Source organism: Rhizobiaceae bacterium (genome assembly GCA_023953835.1).
Lineage (GTDB): Bacteria > Pseudomonadota > Alphaproteobacteria > Rhizobiales > Rhizobiaceae > Mesorhizobium_G.
In genome coordinates this window covers 1,717,396-1,734,610 of sequence record JAMLJB010000001.1, presented here as the reverse complement: position 1 = coordinate 1,734,610, position 17,215 = coordinate 1,717,396, and the positions used below count along the sequence as shown (strand labels likewise).

General features: G+C 60.2%; 20 protein-coding genes and 1 pseudogene. 11 read left to right on the top strand and 10 right to left on the bottom strand.

All coding sequences use genetic code 11. The features are described from left to right. Position 1 precedes the first annotated feature (1 nt). Positions 2-208 (bottom strand): DUF1737 domain-containing protein, encoded by a 207-nt coding sequence (locus tag M9924_08100; GenBank protein MCO5064366.1) that lies wholly within the window; start codon positions 206-208, stop codon positions 2-4. Beyond that, a complete protein-coding gene (locus tag M9924_08095) occupies positions 205-1,122 on the bottom strand; it encodes a CoA ester lyase (protein MCO5064365.1) in 918 nt (305 codons plus the stop codon). The genes M9924_08100 and M9924_08095 overlap by 4 nt, the downstream gene beginning before the upstream one ends. Before the next feature lie 90 nt (positions 1,123-1,212). Here M9924_08095 and M9924_08090 point away from each other — a divergent pair, with 90 nt between their 5' ends. The 5 genes from M9924_08090 to M9924_08070 all read left to right on the top strand — a co-directional run bounded on the left by M9924_08090 (position 1,213) and on the right by M9924_08070 (position 5,960). After that, positions 1,213-2,379 carry an FAD-binding oxidoreductase gene (locus M9924_08090; protein MCO5064364.1) on the top strand — a complete coding sequence of 389 codons (1,167 nt, stop codon included), beginning with the start codon at positions 1,213-1,215 and terminating at the stop codon, positions 2,377-2,379. Between the two features lie 73 nt (positions 2,380-2,452). Beyond that, positions 2,453-3,058 carry a 3-isopropylmalate dehydratase small subunit gene (leuD, locus tag M9924_08085; GenBank protein ID MCO5064363.1) on the top strand — a complete coding sequence of 202 codons (606 nt, stop codon included), beginning with the start codon at positions 2,453-2,455 and terminating at the stop codon, positions 3,056-3,058. Continuing rightward, entirely contained in the window at positions 3,055-3,438 is a 384-nt protein-coding gene (locus M9924_08080; GenBank protein ID MCO5064362.1) for a RidA family protein, read from the top strand. The genes leuD and M9924_08080 overlap by 4 nt, the downstream gene beginning before the upstream one ends. 74 nt (positions 3,439-3,512) lie before the next feature. Further along, positions 3,513-4,613: a 3-isopropylmalate dehydrogenase gene (gene leuB / locus M9924_08075; protein MCO5064361.1), complete on the top strand. Its 1,101-nt coding sequence runs from the start codon at positions 3,513-3,515 to the stop codon at positions 4,611-4,613. A gap of 312 nt (positions 4,614-4,925) precedes the next feature. Further along, positions 4,926-5,960 carry an aspartate-semialdehyde dehydrogenase gene (locus tag M9924_08070; GenBank protein ID MCO5064360.1) on the top strand — a complete coding sequence of 345 codons (1,035 nt, stop codon included), beginning with the start codon at positions 4,926-4,928 and terminating at the stop codon, positions 5,958-5,960. 100 nt (positions 5,961-6,060) lie between these two features. On the opposite strand, the gene M9924_08065 is transcribed toward M9924_08070, so the two are convergent. Beyond that, entirely contained in the window at positions 6,061-6,477 is a 417-nt protein-coding gene (locus M9924_08065) for a DUF6220 domain-containing protein (GenBank protein MCO5064359.1), read from the bottom strand. 6 nt (positions 6,478-6,483) lie between these two features. Further along, positions 6,484-7,047 carry an NAD(P)H-dependent oxidoreductase gene (locus M9924_08060; protein MCO5064358.1) on the bottom strand — a complete coding sequence of 188 codons (564 nt, stop codon included), beginning with the start codon at positions 7,045-7,047 and terminating at the stop codon, positions 6,484-6,486. 88 nt (positions 7,048-7,135) lie between these two features. Here M9924_08060 and M9924_08055 point away from each other — a divergent pair, with 88 nt between their 5' ends. After that, complete coding sequence (locus tag M9924_08055; protein MCO5064357.1) at positions 7,136-8,023, top strand: LysR family transcriptional regulator; 888 nt, start codon at positions 7,136-7,138, stop codon at positions 8,021-8,023. A gap of 170 nt (positions 8,024-8,193) precedes the next feature. On the opposite strand, the gene rpsP is transcribed toward M9924_08055, so the two are convergent. The 4 genes from rpsP to M9924_08035 form a co-directional block, all read right to left on the bottom strand. Beyond that, positions 8,194-8,586, bottom strand: coding sequence for a 30S ribosomal protein S16 (gene rpsP / locus M9924_08050; protein MCO5064356.1), 393 nt, complete (start codon positions 8,584-8,586; stop codon positions 8,194-8,196). 45 nt (positions 8,587-8,631) lie between these two features. Continuing rightward, positions 8,632-8,967: a chorismate mutase gene (locus M9924_08045; protein MCO5064355.1), complete on the bottom strand. Its 336-nt coding sequence runs from the start codon at positions 8,965-8,967 to the stop codon at positions 8,632-8,634. A 10-nt stretch (positions 8,968-8,977) separates the two neighbouring features. Then, positions 8,978-10,561 carry a signal recognition particle protein gene (gene ffh / locus M9924_08040; GenBank protein ID MCO5064354.1) on the bottom strand — a complete coding sequence of 528 codons (1,584 nt, stop codon included), beginning with the start codon at positions 10,559-10,561 and terminating at the stop codon, positions 8,978-8,980. A gap of 220 nt (positions 10,562-10,781) precedes the next feature. Then, positions 10,782-11,684 carry a CPBP family intramembrane metalloprotease gene (locus M9924_08035; protein MCO5064353.1) on the bottom strand — a complete coding sequence of 301 codons (903 nt, stop codon included), beginning with the start codon at positions 11,682-11,684 and terminating at the stop codon, positions 10,782-10,784. A 258-nt stretch (positions 11,685-11,942) separates the two neighbouring features. Here M9924_08035 and M9924_08030 point away from each other — a divergent pair, with 258 nt between their 5' ends. From M9924_08030 to M9924_08015, 4 genes are all read left to right on the top strand, one after another. Next, entirely contained in the window at positions 11,943-12,752 is an 810-nt protein-coding gene (locus M9924_08030) for a lytic transglycosylase domain-containing protein (GenBank protein ID MCO5064352.1), read from the top strand. A 153-nt stretch (positions 12,753-12,905) separates the two neighbouring features. Beyond that, a complete protein-coding gene (locus M9924_08025; GenBank protein MCO5064351.1) occupies positions 12,906-14,105 on the top strand; it encodes an XRE family transcriptional regulator in 1,200 nt (399 codons plus the stop codon). Then, complete coding sequence (locus tag M9924_08020) at positions 14,098-14,604, top strand: DUF4411 family protein (GenBank protein MCO5064350.1); 507 nt, start codon at positions 14,098-14,100, stop codon at positions 14,602-14,604. Before M9924_08025 ends, M9924_08020 begins: the two co-directional genes overlap by 8 nt. Further along, on the top strand, positions 14,601-14,792 hold the full coding sequence (locus M9924_08015; GenBank protein ID MCO5064349.1) for a hypothetical protein: 192 nt from the start codon (positions 14,601-14,603) through the stop codon (positions 14,790-14,792). Before M9924_08020 ends, M9924_08015 begins: the two co-directional genes overlap by 4 nt. On the opposite strand, the pseudogene M9924_08010 reads toward M9924_08015, so the two are convergent. Beyond that, positions 14,725-14,891 (bottom strand): annotated as a pseudogene (locus M9924_08010) (transposase). The gene M9924_08015 and the pseudogene M9924_08010 sit on opposite strands and share 68 nt — an antisense overlap. Before the next feature lie 51 nt (positions 14,892-14,942). After that, positions 14,943-16,166 (bottom strand): argininosuccinate synthase, encoded by a 1,224-nt coding sequence (locus tag M9924_08005; GenBank protein ID MCO5064348.1) that lies wholly within the window; start codon positions 16,164-16,166, stop codon positions 14,943-14,945. A 167-nt stretch (positions 16,167-16,333) separates the two neighbouring features. Between M9924_08005 and M9924_08000 the strand changes: the two genes are divergently transcribed. Further along, entirely contained in the window at positions 16,334-16,975 is a 642-nt protein-coding gene (locus M9924_08000; GenBank protein ID MCO5064347.1) for a LysE family translocator, read from the top strand. The last annotated feature ends 240 nt before the right edge of the window (positions 16,976-17,215 follow it).

The following is a 17,215-nucleotide window of genomic DNA, read 5'->3' as shown; positions in this document are numbered from 1 at the left end:
CTCAGAAGTCGCCGAGCTTGATCGAGGGATCGTATTCGACGCCATCGACCTCCTTCACGACCGCCTGCCCGCAGCGCATGGTTCTGGTTTCGGTGTCAAAGGCATAGGTGGGCGATCCGTACAGGTGCCAGCCCTTGTTCAATGCTGCGGTGACCTTGTGGCAGAAGCTCGAATCATCCGGCCCGCTCAGGAACCTGTACAGTTTCATTCCCGACGCCCCTTCATGGCGGAAACCCGGGCCAGCAGTTTTTCGGCCTGAACCAGATGCAGCCGCTCGACCATGCGCCCCTTGACCGAAATGACCCCTTTGCCGGCATTCTCGGGCAAGGCAAACGCTTCTGCTACGGCGCGCGCTTCCTCAACCGCCTCCGCAGGAGGTGTGAACGCACCGTTTGCAATCGGAATTTGCGAAGGGTGGATCAGCGTTTTCCCGTCGAAGCCCATCTGCGCGGCCTGCCGGCATTGGTCCTCGAAAGAAGCCGCATCACTGAAATCGTTGAACGGGCCGTCGAGTACGTCGACGCCGCCCGCACGCGCGGCCATGACGATATGAGCAAGATGCGGCGCAAGGAACCGTCGGTCATTGGTAATCGCAATGCCTGTTTCCTTCGCGAGATCGTTGGTGCCGACGACAAGGCAGGCCAACCTTGCCGCGCGGTCGCGTCCCAACTCCGCGATCGGCCCGAGGTTCAGCATGGCGCGGGGTGTCTCGATCATCGCCCAGATGCGCAATCCCGCATCCACCTCGTCAAGCGCCTCGTCGGCCTCCAAGATGTCGCGCGGCGTATCGACTTTCGGCAGCAGGATCGCGTCGGGACGGCAGGCGCCCGCGGCGGAAAGGTCATCCGCGCCCCATTCGCTGGAAAGCGCATTGATTCGAACGATCAATTCCTTGCCGTCCCTCGGCAGGGCAGCCAGCACCTCCACAAGCCGGGCGCGCGCCGCCGCCTTTTCATCGGGGCCGACCGAATCCTCCAGATCGAAGATCACTGCATCGCTGGCGATGTCCGGCACCTTCGCAAGCGCCTTGGGGTTTGAGGCCGGCACGTAGAGGACAGAACGGCGGGGGCGAAACGGCTGGCTGGACTGCATGGGCCATCTATGCAGCGCGGATAGCGGCATGGCAAGGCTGGACCATTGCACAGGCGCTCCAATGCGCTTGACAGGAACGACGCGCTGGCGTTTCGACAGCAAAAAATGCCGGAGGCAGGTTTGAACTACGATATTGTCATTGTCGGCGGAGCCATCGTCGGAAGTTCCATCGCATATTTCCTTCGCAAGGAAGGCTTTGTTGGAACAATCGCGGTAGTGGAGCGCGATCCGCAGTTCGAGCATTCCTCCACCACGCTTTCAGCCGCCTCGATTCGCCAGCAATTCTCGATCCGCGAGAACATCCGCCTTTCACAGTTCACGCTCGGACTTTTTCGGAGCCTGAAAGACGAATTCGGTGCGAACGCGGATATCGGGTTCCGGGAAGGCGGCTATCTGTTATTGGCGTCAGGCGAGGGACTACCGGTACTGTCGGCAAACCATGACGTCCAGATGAGCGAAGGCGCCAGCATCCTTCTGGAAGATGCCGAAGCGCTTGCCCGGCGCTTCCAATGGCTCTCGACTGACGGGGTCGCGGCAGGCGCATATGGCGAAAGCGGAGAGGGATGGTTCGATGCGCACGCCCTGCTGATGCTGTTCAGAAAGGCCCTGCGCGGCATGAATGTCGATCTCATCCAGAGCGAGGTCGGATCGATCGGGCGAGAGGGCTGCAAGGTCAATTCCGTCACGCTGAAGGACGGCACGACGCTCGGGGCAGGCACCATCGTCAACGCGGCCGGACCTAATGCCGGCGCGGTCGCCGCCATGGCGGGCCTTCTCCTGCCGGTCGAACCGCGCAAGAGAACGGTGTTTGTGTTCGAAGCGCGCGACAGGTTCCAAGACATGCCCTTGCTGGTTGATCCGAGCGGCATCTATGTCCGACCGGAAGGCTCCGTCTATATCACCGGCGGGGCGGAGAATGAGGATGGAGAACAGGCCGCCGATCCAGCCGATTTCAACCCCGAATGGTCACTTTTCGAAGAAACCATCTGGCCGACGCTGGCCAACCGGATTCCGGCCTTCGAAGCCATCAAGATGACGCGCGCCTGGGCGGGCCACTACGACTACAACACGCTGGACCAGAACGCAGTCATCGGCCCCCACCCCGAAGTAGCGAACTTCATATTCGCCAACGGGTTTTCCGGCCACGGCCTCCAGCAGGCCCCGGCGGTCGGCAAGGCAATCGCCGAACTTGTCATCCACGGAAGCTATCAGACCATCGACTGCTCGGTGTTCGGCTATGAGCGCGTGACAGCGGGGCGCGCATTCCGCGAACTCAACATCATCTGATGCTTTGATTCGGCACGGAGTTTGTGTAAAGCGGGCCGAAGCCATTCCCGAACGGACCAACGGGGTTAAAGCCATGGACAAGTTTACAACGCTCACCGGCGTCGCGGCGCCCCTGCGGATCGTCAATATCGACACCGATATGATTATCCCCAAGGACTATCTGAAAACGATCAAGCGCACCGGACTCGCAAAGGGCCTCTTCGCCGAGATGCGCTTCAACGAGCATGGCCACGAAAACCAGGATTTCGTGCTGAACAAGCCCGCCTACCGCAAGGCCCAGATCCTCGTGGCGGGCGACAATTTCGGCTGCGGGTCCAGCCGTGAGCATGCCCCATGGGCGCTGCTCGATTTTGGCATTCGTTGCGTGATTTCGACGAGCTTTGCCGACATCTTCTACAACAATTGCTTCAAGAACGGCATACTGCCGGTGGTGGTGAGCCCAGAAGACCTCGAAAAGCTGATGGACGACGCCGAACGCGGAGCCAATGCGACGTTGACGGTCGACCTCGAAGAACAGGAAATTCGCGGCCCGGATGGCGGCGTCGTGAAATTCTCCATCGATGAGTTCCGTCGCCACTGCCTCCTGAACGGACTCGACGACATCGGCCTGACGCTTGAGAAATCCAGCGCAATCGACAGCTTCGAGAAGAAAACCGCCGAAAGCCGTCCCTGGGCGTGAGCCGTCGGCTGATCTCGACCGGCTCGCCATTCGAAAAGACGGCGGGCTACAGCCGCGCTGTCGTGCAGGGTGACTGGTGCTTCGTCTCAGGCACGACCGGCTACGACTACGCCACGATGGCCATGCCCGAAAGCGTGGAGGACCAGACGCGGAACTGCCTTTCCACCATCGGCGCGGCATTGGCTGAAGGCGGCTTCGAACTGGCCGATGTGGTGCGCGCCCACTACTATGTCACCGACCGGTCCTATGTGGACCGCGTATTTCCGATCCTCGGAGAAACTTTCGGCGACATACGTCCGGCTGCAACGATGATCGTGTGCCAACTCAACAAGCCGGAGATGAAAATTGAAATCGAAGTGACGGCATTGAAGCGCATCTGACGACCGCATGCTTGTCAATCCGCTGCAAGCGCGGTAGCCAGACGCGCCCATCATCTTTCTCAGGATATTTCATCATGGCAGCGCGCAAGCTTTTCCTTCTCTCCGGTGACGGTATCGGCCCGGAAGCGATGGCGGAGGTCAAGAAGATCATTGCCGCGATGAACAAAAACGGCGCCGGATTCGAGACCGACGAGGGACTGGCGGGCGGCTCGGCCTACGACGCCCACGGCAAGGCGATTTCCGATGCGGACATGGACAAGGCGCTCGCCGCCGATGCCGTTCTCTTCGGCGCGGTCGGCGGCCCGAAATGGGACGGCGTGCCCTATGAGGTGCGCCCCGAGGCGGGTCTGCTGCGGCTGCGCAAGGACCTTGCCCTGTTCGCCAATCTGCGCCCCGCGATCTGCTATCCCGCCCTCGCCGAATCCTCGTCGCTGAAGAAGGACGTGATCGAGGGCCTCGACATCCTCATCGTGCGCGAGCTGACCGGCGGGGTCTATTTCGGCGAGCCGAAGGAGATCATCGATCTCGGCAACGGCCAGAAGCGCGGTATCGACACGCAGGTCTATGACACGTTCGAGATCGAGCGCATTTCCGGCGTCGCCTTCGAGCTGGCGCGGACTCGCCGCAACCATGTTACCTCGATGGAAAAGCGCAACGTCATGAAGTCCGGTGTGCTGTGGAACGAGGTCGTCACCCAGACCCACAAGGCGAAATATTCCGACGTGAAGCTCGACCACATGCTGGCCGATGCAGGCGGCATGCAGCTTGTGCGCTGGCCCAAGCAGTTCGACGTGATCGTCACCGACAACCTGTTCGGCGACATGCTTTCCGATGTCGCGGCGATGCTGACCGGCTCGCTCGGCATGCTGCCCTCGGCCTCGCTCGGCGCGGCGGACGGCAAGACCGGCAAGCGCAAAGCACTCTATGAGCCGGTGCACGGCTCGGCCCCCGATATTGCGGGCAAGGGCATCGCCAATCCCATCGCCATGATCGCATCTTTCGCAATGTGCCTGCGCTATTCGTTCGGCATGGTCGAGGAGGCCGACAGGCTGGAAGGCGCAATCGCCGACGTTCTGGATGACGGGTTGCGCACGAAGGACATCATGTCCGCCGGGATGACCGAAGTCGGCACAGTCGCGATGGGTGATGCAATCCTCGCGCGGTTCGTCTCCTAGGTCATCGACCTAAGGCAGATTGACTCCGCGCCCATTCCGCGCGATAGCGCTGCCGCGTATGGAGCGAAGACATTGAGCCATTTGGGCCTCATGACAATCGATTGCTCCGGCTTCGGACTGAACCTCCGCAGCCGGGACGTTCGTGCTTGCGTCCGCTTCACCAAATCAACGGCCAAAAAAACCACCGTCACCACGGTCTGATCTCCCTTGGCCAATCCGCCCTCTCCCCGGGTCCGGCCCGAGGGAGGCGGGACCCGCGAGGCCGGCGGGTTCTTCTCCAAACCAAGCGGAGAGCGACAGGAGACTTTTGCGATGGGTTTCAAGGTAGCAATTGTCGGCGCGACGGGAAATGTCGGCCGCGAAATGCTCGACATTCTCGAAGAACGCGGCTTTCCCGCCGATGAAGTCGTGGCGCTGGCCTCGCGCCGCAGCCAGGGCACCGAAGTGTCTTATGGGGACCGCACCCTCAAGGTGAAAGCGCTGGACAGCTACGATTTTTCCGACACGGACATCTGCCTCATGTCGGCGGGCGGCAATGTGTCCAAGGAATGGTCGCCGAAGATCGGCAAGCAGGGCTGCATCGTCATCGATAACTCTTCCGCGTGGCGCTACGACGCGGACGTCCCGCTGGTCGTCCCCGAGGTGAACCCCGACGCCGTGGAGGGCTTCACCAGGAAGAACATCATCGCGAACCCGAACTGCTCGACCGCGCAGATGCTCGTGGCGCTCAAGCCGCTCCACGACGCGGCGACGATCAAGCGGATCGTCGTCTCGACCTATCAATCGGTGTCCGGCGCCGGCAAGGAAGGCATGGACGAGCTGTTTTCGCAGTCGCGCGCGGTTTTCGTTGCCGATCCCATCGAGGCGAAGAAGTTCACCAAGCGCATCGCCTTCAACGTCATCCCGCACATCGACGTGTTCATGGAGGATGGCTACACCAAGGAAGAGTGGAAGATGGTCGCCGAGACCAAGAAGATGCTCGACCCGAAGATCAAGGTGACGGCAACCTGCGTGCGCGTGCCGGTGTTCATCGGGCACTCGGAAGCCATCAACCTTGAATTTGAAAAGCCGATCACGGCGGACGAAGCGCGCGACATCCTGCGCGACGCGCCGGGCTGTGTCGTCATCGACAAGCGCGAGAATGGCGGCTACGTCACGCCTGTCGAAAGCGCTGGCGAGGATGCGACTTATATTTCACGCATCCGCGAAGACCCGACCGTCGAAAACGGATTGGCCCTATGGGTCGTCTCGGACAATCTGCGCAAGGGAGCGGCCCTCAATGCCGTTCAGATCGCCGAACTGCTGGTCGCTCGCGGGCTTATCACGCCGAAGAAGAAGGCTGCTTAAGCAGAATTTGATATGTAAAGGGCGAGCCGTATAGCTCGCCCTTTGCATTTGTATCCGATTAAGCCGCACTGCCGCGGCTGGTGCAGCTCGGTACCAGACACTATTCGGCCAGTGTCAAATGAACGGAGCGAGCGCGGCGACGCTCTGTCTTCGCCAGCAATATCAAGCCACCGGCCAGCAGCATCGCACCATTGAACGGATGAAAAGAGAGCATCAGCGGATTCGTTCCGGCAGCCAACCCGATTTGGGCAAGATAAAGCACGAAGACCAGTCCGGACCACCAAGCGAAGCCACGCAATCGACGCACCAGAAGCGCGCCACCAAGAAGAATTATCGATGAGATAAGCAAGGATGCACCAAGAATGGTATGGAGGCTCCATAGATTGGCATTCCGGAAAAGCGCTGCTCCTGCGCTCAGGAATTGGCCGAGCAGTCCGATCGGTAAAATCCGGGCTGAAAGCGTGAACCAGAACGGCGTGCCGAGAGCGAGATCGGCAAAAGTGTCGTGCATTTTCATGATGGTTCATCCCACTTCCGCCGAAATGCCGATCCAGGCGGCGAGTGTGGAGGCATAGGCGACGGCGGCATCATTTATCGCTCCGGTGGAGAGCTTGTCCGCACCATAGAGGATAAACGGCTCAGCCCAGACCAATCCGCAGCGATTTGCAGTGGCACGCAACGGGGCGAAGAGGTCCGTGATGGTAAACAGATTTCGCCCACCCGGCTTATAGCTCTCGTACGTATTACCGGCGGTTGCCGCAATCAGGAGTGGCACACCCTCAAGACGGCTACCTTCGGCTTCGTAGGTCAGGTAGAACATCCGCGTGAGCACCGCATCTTGCCAGACTTTCAATAGTGACGGCGTTGAATACCACTGCACGGGAAATTGCAGCACGATCCGGGCGGCGCTCAGAAGCCTCGCAGCCTCGCGCTCACCATCTCTGTATAGGTCGAGCCCGTCCGGACAAGTCCGATACATATCGACTACCTCGACCTCTGGCATCGCCGCGGCGGCTTTCGCAAGGGCGGCATTCGCCCTTGAACGGTTCAGATCGGGATGGAAAAGAAGAAGAAGGGTTTTGGTCATGGTCGTCTCCTGCATTGCATTGCAATGACCATGACGGCAGCTTAAAAATTACTCCAATCGATTTATTGACTATGCTATTATCCACAGTATGAATTTACGATCTTTGGATCTTAACCTGCTCGTTGTCCTGGACGCTCTCCTCGACGAAGCTCATGTGAGCCACGCTGCGGATCGCTTGGGCTTATCCCAGCCAGCCACCTCGGCGGCGCTGCAACGCTGCCGCCATCTTTTCCGCGACGAATTGCTGGAACGCGGCCGCGGCACCATGCGGCTGACAGCGAAGGCGGAAGCCCTGCGCGCGCCATTGAAATCGCTGCTGGCGGGCGTAGTGGATCTCGTCGATGCGCCCAAGGTCCCGCTGCGAGAGACGCGTCAAACCCTGCACATTTTGATGGCTGACTACCCCGCCCTTTTTGTGATCGGCCCACTGCAGCGCGCCCTGCAAGAAACAGCACCCGGCATAGACCTCGTGATCCAGCCATGGCATGGCGCCGACGCCGCGCGTATGGCACTTATCGATGGAGCCACAGACCTCGCAATCTCGGTTTTCCCGACCAGCGACGAATATATCCATCGGGAAGAAATACTTACGGAACATTATCTGGTAGCAATGCGATCAGGCCACCCTGCGGCGTCGCGTTTTGATCTCGATCGCTGGCTTGCTTTCCCGCATATTCTTGTTTCAGGCCGGGGCGATATACGCACTCCGCTAGATGCCGAACTCGCCCGACGAGGCCTTGCGCGTCGTGTGGGCCTTGTAGTCCCGAATTTTGGAATGGTGCCAGATCTGTTACGCGGATCAGACATGATTGCCATGCTGCCCTCGCGGGTTTTGCATGAAAGCCGCGACCTGATACTTTCGCCCCCACCCTTCCCGGTCGATGGCTTCTCACTTCATCTTGCCTGGCACCAAAGGCGGGCCAAAGATATAGGGCTGCAGCACGTGGCAAGAGTATTGGCGAAGCTGCTATCGTGAAGCTTTGCATCGGCACGCTCAAGCTTTGACGCACAGCGCATACCGCACCTGGCCTGCAATCTCAGGTGTATCCGTTCAAGATCGGCTACAAATCATGAAGCGTTGCAGCCGATCTTTGAATGGCAACTATTGATAGCTCGCCAGCTTCGGAAGCTGGCGAAACATAAGTCTTACTCGCTGGCGGCGGCTTCCTCGACGGGAGCTTCCGCTGCGGCTGCTGCCGCTGCGGCTTCCTCGGCCTGCTTCTGAAGCGCGACGCGCTCCTGGGCCTTCTTGCCCGGAACCGCCTTGGTCGGATTGCTGCGCGACGGACGCTTGGCGACGCCGGCCTGGTCGAGGAAGCGCAGCACGCGATCGGTCGGCTGCGCGCCCTGCGACAGCCAATGCTTGACGCGATCGGTGTCGAGCGTCACGCGATCGGCATCCTTCGCCAGCGTCGGGTTCCATGCACCGACCGCCTCGATGAAGCGGCCATCGCGCGGCGAGCGCGCATCAGCGACGACGATGTGATAGTAGGGGCGCTTCTTTGCGCCTGCACGGGCGAGACGAATTTTCAATGCCATTTCAATTCTCCTGGAATTTGTATCTCTGTGGTTGGTTGGTCGATCTCACTTGTTGACGAGATCGACGTCTTTTCTTCCTTCATTGACCGCCTCGTGATGCCGGATCACATTGGCAATCAGGAAATTCAGGAACTTCTCGACGAAGTCCGGATTGAAGCGCGCGTCCTGCGCGAGCCGCCGCAGGCGCTCGATCTGCTCTGCCTCGCGCACCTTGTCGGCGGGCGGCAGGCCGTGCTGGGCCTTGAGATAGCTCACCGCCTCCGTGCAACGAAAGCGCTCAGCCAGCATATAGACGATGGCTGCGTCGATATTGTCGATGGATGCGCGCAGGTCCCTGAGCAGGACACGCGCGCGTTGAATGTCATCAAGCTCGGCCGTCATTGCCACTCCCTCACTTCTTCTTGCCAAGACCGGGCAGACCGCCCGGCAATCCGCCGGGACCACCTAGGCCGGGCAGCTTCATGCCACCGGGCAAGCCCGGCAGTCCGCCACCCAAACCGGGCAATCCACCCGGCAGACCCTTACCCAACCCCGCCGCCTGCGCCTGCTTCTGCAAGGCTTCGAGCTGCTTCGGGTCCATATTGGAAAGGTCGGGCATGCCACCACCCATGCCCCCAAGGCCCATCCTGGACGCCAGCCCGCCCATCATCTGGCGCATCATGCCACCGCCCTTGCCCTTGCCGCCCATGGCCTTCATCATGTCGGCCATGCCGCGATGCATCTTGAGCAGGCGGTTGATCTCGGCGGCGTCCGTGCCGGAGCCGGCGGCGATGCGCTTTTTGCGGCTGTGCTTGAGGACGTCCGGATTGGCGCGCTCCGCCCGTGTCATGGACGAGATGATCGCAAGCTGGCGCTTGAACATGGAATCGTCCAGCCCCGCCGCCGCCATCTGGTCCTTCATCTTGCCCACACCCGGCATCATGCCCATGATGCCGCCCATGCCGCCAAGCTTCTGCATCTGGCGAAGCTGGTCGGCCAGATCGTCAAGATCGAACTTGCCGGACTGCATCTTCTTTGCCATCGCCGCGGCCTTTTCCGCGTCGATGTGCTCGGCGGCCTTTTCGACCAGCGACACAATATCGCCCATGCCGAGGATGCGATCAGCGATGCGCTTGGGATGAAACTCCTCAAGCCCGTCCATCTTTTCGCCGGTGCCGATCAGCTTGATAGGCTTGCCGGTGACAGCGCGCATCGAAAGTGCTGCGCCGCCGCGACCGTCGCCGTCCATGCGGGTCAGCACGAGGCCGGTGATGCCGACGCGGGAATCGAAGCTGGTCGCGAGGTTCACGGCGTCCTGGCCGGTCAGCGAATCGGCGACAAGCAGGATTTCATGCGGGTTCGAGGCCGTCTTGATGTCGGCCATCTCGATCATGAGCGGCTCGTCGATATGTGTGCGGCCCGCCGTATCGAGGATCACGACATCATGCCCGCCGAGCTTCGCGGCCTGCACTGCGCGCCGGGCGATTTCCACCGGCCCCTGCCCCGCCACGATGGGCAGTGTCGCGACATGCACCTGCTCGCCCAACTGGCGAAGCTGCTCCTGCGCGGCCGGTCGACGGGTGTCGAGCGACGCCATCAGAACCTTCTTGCCCTGCCTTTCGGTCAGCCGCTTGGCGATCTTCGCCGTGGTGGTCGTCTTGCCGGAGCCTTGCAGGCCGACCATCATGAGGACGACCGGCGCGGGCGCGTTGAGATCGATGGTCTCGCCCTCGGAGCCGAGCATCTCGACCAGCTCGTCATGCACTATCTTGACGACCATCTGGCCGGGCTTGATCGATTTCAGCACTTCAGCGCCGACCGCCTTGGAACGGATCCTGTCCACGAAGGAGCGGATCACGTCGATCTGGACGTCGGCCTCGATCAATGCCCGCCGGACCTCGCGCAGCGCCGCCGACACGTCGGCTTCCGACAGCGCGCCGCGCCCGGTCAGGTTATTCAGGATAGAGCCCAGGCGCTCCTGAAGTGATTCAAACATCCAACTATCCTTGTTCTCCGGCACAGGCCCGAGAGGTAGGGTGCCAGCGCCGCCCCGGCAACCGGACGCCAAAGCCAAAAAGCACCCGGGGGCGCATCGCGCTGCCGGGTGTTGGCCTCCGGGATCTGTTTACACCTCAAGGGGTCCCGGTCGGCGGCTCGGAGTGGAACTCGTCGCTGAATTGCGGTCCTTACAGCCCGAAACGGATTGAAAGTCAAGTTCAGGATGGGGACCCGACTTTCAGCGGCGACTGTGAATGCAGAAGCAGAAGCGCGGTCAGGCCAACGCAAACAATGCCCACCGCGCCGAGCGCCAGCGCGAAATCGCTGCTCATGCCGGGATCGTTGACCGGCACCCCCTTGAAAAGGGCAAGCCCTGCAAATTCCTCCTGATGCGCCACCAGCGCGAAGCCGAACAGGTTGTTCCCCATATGAACCCCGAAGGCAGCGCTCAGGTTTCCGGTCAGCCACACCAGGTACATCATGAGCGCCGTAAGCGTTCCGATGCTGACGACGACAAGCAAAAGTTGTGATGTCCGCATATCGGGCGTCAGGTGCAGGGAGACAAAGGCAAGGCTGGGCAGCAAGGCCCAGACCCACGGGCTGCGAAAACGGTTGGCGAGATTGCGCGGCAGGTAGCCCCTGAACAGAAGCTCTTCCGCCGAGGTCTGCACGAAGCACAGAAGAAGTACCGGCAGCAGGAAAACGAGCCACGTCCCAAGTGCGAGTTCGGTGCGCTCAAAGTCGGGCGCAAGCGCATAGATGAGCACCTCCGACAGAATCGACGTCAGCGCCACAGCCGCAAAGCCCTTCGCAAATCCGGTCCCCTGCAAGCGTCCCGAAACACCCAGAACGTTGCCCAACGGTTCGCCATGGATGAAGCGTGTCGCGAACCACACGCCGATCCAGATGCCGATGAAACTGCCGAGCGTCACGAGCGTGCCGAGCTTTGAACTGAAGAACGCCAGCGGATCGACATCTTCGCCGAGCAGCGCCGGAAGCCCGGCAATAAGGGACGTGCCCATCCAGCAGCTGCCAATGACGATAATCCCGAAGAACAGCCGCAGCAGGCTGACCGGTCGTGGCTGGCTGTAACGATAGGTCTCGAAGGCGGGGCTGGTCATGAATGTCGGTCCGATTCGGCGATCACAACCACAGATAGCGCCGTTCGGTTACCGACAGGTCAATTGCGCGTGACGCGTCGCGCCGGCAACACTCGCGGCCATTTGAACGCCGGTTAAAGCCATTTCGTGCAACAAAACACTTGATTACGCCCGATTTGTTGGCTGTAAGCCCTCGACGGCATTGCATGAATATCCGTTCGGCGGCACGTGAAGGAAGGGCCGCAAACAGTTTGTGGACTCGATCTCAGGAGAGACAGAATGGCGGGACGTGCCAGAAGCATGGTGTTGGCTGCGGCTGCGCTTGCGGCGATCAGCGGCAGCGCTGCTGCGGCTGAATGCGGCAAGACCGGTTCGGGCTTCGACACCTGGAAGCAGAGCTTTGCGCAGGAAGCAGCCGCGCAGGGTGTCGGCAAGCGCGGCTTGTCGGCGCTGGCGGGAGCGAGCTACGCAAACGCAACGATCAATGCCGACCGGAACCAGAAAAGCTTCAAGCTCTCCTTCGATGCCTTCATGAAAAAGCGTGGCGCATCGACGATCATCTCCAAGGGCAAGCAGATGAAGCGCTCGAATGCCGCCCTCTTTGCCAATATCGAGCGGCGCTATGGCGTTCCAGCCGGCCCGCTCATCGCGATCTGGGGCATGGAAACCGGCTTCGGCGGCTATATGGGCAAGCAGAACACCATCTCCGCAATTACGACGCTTGCCTATGACTGCCGCCGCCCCGACTACTTCAAGCCGCACGCAATCGCAGCGCTGGTGCTGGTTGATCGCGGAACGCTGACGTCTTCTTCCGTCGGCGCGATGCACGGCGAAGTCGGCCACACCCAGTTCCTGCCGGGAAATGTCTTGCGCTACGGCGTGGACGGCGACGGAAACGGCAGCGTGGACCTGCGCAACAAGGCCGATGCGCTGGCCTCGACCGCAAACTTCCTGCGCGGCCATGGCTGGCAACCGGGCGCGGGCTACCAGCCGGGACAGCCGAACTTTGGCGCAATCCAGGGCTGGAATGCGGCAAGCGTCTACCAGCGCGCAATTGCTGAAATCGGCGCTGCGATCGACGGCGGCTGATTTTTGGCAAGCCGTTAAAAAAGCCCGCCGATTGGCGGGCTTTTTATTTGGGAATTATCCCCTTGAGATAAGTACAGGCTGCCGTTAACGAATTCCGGTCACCCTGTCAAGAAAGCGATGGATTTCAGGGCGCGGGGTTTCTAGAATCGCAACATGGTTATGCCGGCAAAATGGGAGATTCCGTACAATCCACGCGTCATGAGATGGGCGCGGGAGCGGGTGAATATCGCGGTCGAACACGCTGCGCGCCGGATAAATGTCTCCCCAGAGAGAGTTCTGGCCTGGGAGCAGGGCGAAAGGAAGGATGCGCCGACTGTAAGGCAGGCTCGCGAACTTGCCGGCATGTACGGGAGACCATTCCTTGAATTCTTTTCTAAGGACATCCCCCCCGTCCTGCCGCCGGCGCTGGCCCCCGATTTTCGATTTCACAGGGTGGCTCCGTCTCCCACTGAAGCAGCAGCCCTTACCGAGATACAGACATACGCTGAAGAAATTCGGCTGAACGCTATCGATCTGCTTGACCTCATCGGGGAGCGCCCAACCGCCTTTCGGTCCGATCTGTATTGCAGCATTGAGGAAGACGTCGATAAGGCTGCGGCGCGTATCCGAGAGCGGATCGCGTTCCCCGTCGAAATACAAACGCGGATGCGGTCCGGTAAGGAGCGAGACGGTTTTGCTGGTACCCTTCGGCGGAAGCTGGAGGGGCTGGGAATTCTGGTCCTCAAGCAAAGCGGCCTAAGCCGCGTCAGAACAAGGGGCATATGTCTCTACAGCGAGACTTTCCCTATCATCATTTTTGGCAACGAGTCGCCGGGCGGCACGGCATTTACGCTGGCACATGAGTTTGCTCATATCCTGCTAAGACAGAGCGCACTCAGTAGTTACCCGCGCTTTGGAAACGGCACTTCGCTCAAAAAGATAGAGGGATGGTGCAATCGCTTCGCCGCCGCCTTTCTCATGCCCGCAGAGTCGGTTATTTCTTTCATGGGAAGCTTCCCTAAAGGCTCCCGATCGATAGCGGACGGCCATCTGGCATCTGTCGCAGCGCGATATGCCGTCAGCCCACATGCTGCACTCATACGCCTTGTCAATCTGGGGTACGTGCAGCCCGCATTTTACTGGCGCGTCAAGCAGCCCGAATTTGTGAAGGAAGAGGAGAGCTATCAGAGCTTCGGACGGGCCAAATACTACGGTTCTCGCTATCGCAGTTCTAAAGGCGATCTCTACACTGGCCTTGTCCTCGAAGCTTGGAACGCCGGCCGTATCACGAACCATAACGCTGCCGAATTTATGGGGATTCGGAACCTCGACCATCTCAATGACATCCGGTCAAACTGGATGTCGAATGACTGACTACTGCTTGGACACGTCCGGGATCAGCAACCCTTGGGAGGTCCTGCCCGGCGACATCTACGAAGGACTTTGGAACCGGGTCCAAAGTCTCATTGAAGATTCTGTATTTTGCTGCACGCCAGAAATCTACGCGGAAATGCTTTCCATCATGGGAAGCCTTGGTGCCTGCATCAGGAATCATGGCAATTGCCTAATCAGGGAAATAGGCAACGGAAATTGGCCTTGGGAGGCCTACCTGGAACACGTCGAACGAATGAGGGTCGTTCATGAATCCGTGATTTCAGAGTACAACGGGAATCGAAAAGGAACGGTCGGGCTTAACGACATATCCATTATCGCCCTTGCTAAGACGTTGAACCTTCCCGTGGTTAGTATGGAAAAAGCAAACATATACCAGCCGAGCACAAACAAGCGCCGGATCCCCGACGTATGCGCCCTTGAGAAGGTGAAGCACATGGATTTCAATGATCTGCTTCGCGCGAAAGGAATCAAAATATGATCCTCTCTTTGGCGGCGGCAATCCGCGAGGACCGATTGGAAGACTTCATTCGCCAAGCCGAAGTTGCGGGTATCGGTCCGGTGAAGGAAGCCGCCTTTCTTTCGGCGACCTCCAAAGTCATCAAACACGAGCCACGATCAGATCGAACATCGCGTTCTGGATCTCGCGATGGTTCGACCGAAAAGTAAACTCGTCCAGATAGCGTGCATGTGCTTCGACGACACGTGATGTGCGTCGAGCGAACCGACCCGCTTGAACAGAATCCAAAAGCTTTCGATGCGGTTTGTCGAAAACGTCTCCCCAGCGCATAATTCCCTTCTATTTTTTGTCTCGCCGGTTCAGCTCTTCCGGTCGCGCGCCGCAAGAGTGCGCAGCCTGAGCGCATTCAGGCGAATGAACCCCGCTGCATCCTTCTGGTCATATGCCCCGCGATCATCCTCGAACGTGACCAGCGCGTCGCTGTAGAGCGACTTCGGCGAACGGCGGCCCGTCACGATCACATTGCCCTTGTAGAGCTTGAGCCGAACCTCGCCCTCGACATCGTCCTGGCTCCGGTCGATCAGCGCCTGCAACATCTCGCGCTCCGGCGAATACCAAAAGCCGTTATAGATGAGTTCCGCATAGCGCGGCATGAGCTCGTCCTTGAGGTGCGCCGCGCCACGGTCCAGCGTGATCGATTCCATCGCGCGGTGCGCAACGATCAGGATCGTGCCGCCCGGCGTCTCGTAGACACCGCGCGACTTCATGCCGACGAAGCGGTTCTCGACGAGATCGAGCCGCCCGATGCCGTTGTCGCGCCCCAGATCGTTGAGCGCCGCAAACAGCGTCGCCGGGGACATTTCCTTGCCGTTCAGCGCGACAGGATCGCCCTTTTTGAAGGTCAGGGTGATTTCCGTGACCTTGTCCGGTGCATCCATCGGGGAAACAGTGCGCTGGTAGACATACTCCGGCGGCTCCTGCCACGGATCTTCCAGCACCTTTCCCTCAGAGGAGGAGTGCAGGAGATTGGCGTCCACCGAGAATGGCGCTTCGCCCTGCTTGTCCTTTGCAATCGGAATCTGGTGGTCGCGCGCAAACTCGAGCAGGTCGGTGCGGGACTTGAACGACCAGTCACGCCACGGTGCGATGACCTTGATGTCGGGGTTCAGCGCATAGGCCGACAGCTCGAAGCGAACCTGGTCATTGCCCTTGCCGGTCGCGCCATGCGCGATGGCGTCCGCGCCCGTCTCCCGGGCGATTTCGATGAGATGCTTCGAGATGAGCGGGCGGGCAATGGATGTTCCGAGCAGGTAAACCCCTTCATATTGGGCATTGGCGCGGAACATCGGAAAGACGAAATCCCTGATGAACTCCTCGCGCACATCCCTGATGTAGATTTCCTTGATGCCGAGCATCTCGGCCTTCTTGCGGGCAGGCTCAAGCTCGCCGCCCTGACCGAGATCGGCGGTGAAGGTCACCACTTCCGCCCCAAGCTCAGTCTCTAGCCATTTCAAGATAATGGATGTGTCCAGCCCGCCCGAATAGGCAAGCACTACCTTCTTGATGTCCTTCGCCTTCGCCATTCACGACCCCAATCAGCACGCTTCAATTCTTGCCCGCGCTTTAGCGACTTACGCTGGCATGGGCAAGCTGCACCGCATGCTGGACCTGTATTCCGTTGCGCGTGTCCGGTAGGCAGCATGGATGCGGCTGTGGCATAGGAAGCCGACATCTGCCGTGAGCTTTCGAAATGAACTTTGTTCCCGATCTTTCGACCATTCTGCAATTCGCCGTGGCAACGTTCATAATCTCGATCACGCCCGGCCCCGACATGACCCTTTTCGTGGGGCGCGCACTGTCCGAGGGGCGCAGATCGGGCTTCGCCTGCCTGTTCGGCGCGTTGACCGGCATCGTCATCCACACCGCGCTGGTCGCCCTCGGGCTTTCGGCTTTGATCGTTGCCTCGCCGCAGGCGTTCCTCGCGCTCAAGATCGGCGGCGCCGGCTATCTGGTCTGGCTGGCATGGCAGGCTGTCCGGCACGGGTCGGCCTTTTCGCCGGATGCCACGCCGCGACCGCCGCGCTCCGTCTACCGCAACTGGGCGACGGGTCTGGGCATTAATTTGATGAACCCGAAGATCATCCTGTTCTTCATGACGTTCCTGCCGCAATTCGTGTCGGCGCACGATCCGAATGCCCCCGGCAAGCTGTTCTTCCTCGGCATGATGTTCATCTTGCTGTCGCTGCCGGTCACGATTCCCATCGTGATCGCCGCCGACAGGTTTGCCGCGCTGCTGCGCAGGAGCCCGCGCGTGACGCGTATCGTTGATTACCTGTTCGCTGGGGTGTTTTCGGCCTTCGCGCTGAAAATTCTCACCGCGCAGGCGAAATAGAGCGTTTCGCAGTTAGTTTGAAGCATTCTGCCGGCGACGGTTTGCGACAAGGCCAAGGGGTTTGTCGCAGGTCGGGCTGGTGGCCCGGACAAGACAAAGACCGAAGGATTTGGCGCAAACCGGCCCGGCCCTTCGGGTTTGCGTTTGGCGGGCGCCCACTTCGTCATGCCGCTCGACCGGGCAACCAGCCCGTCCTTCGCGCCCTTCCTTGTGGACCGCCGCGCCAAAACGACAAACAGA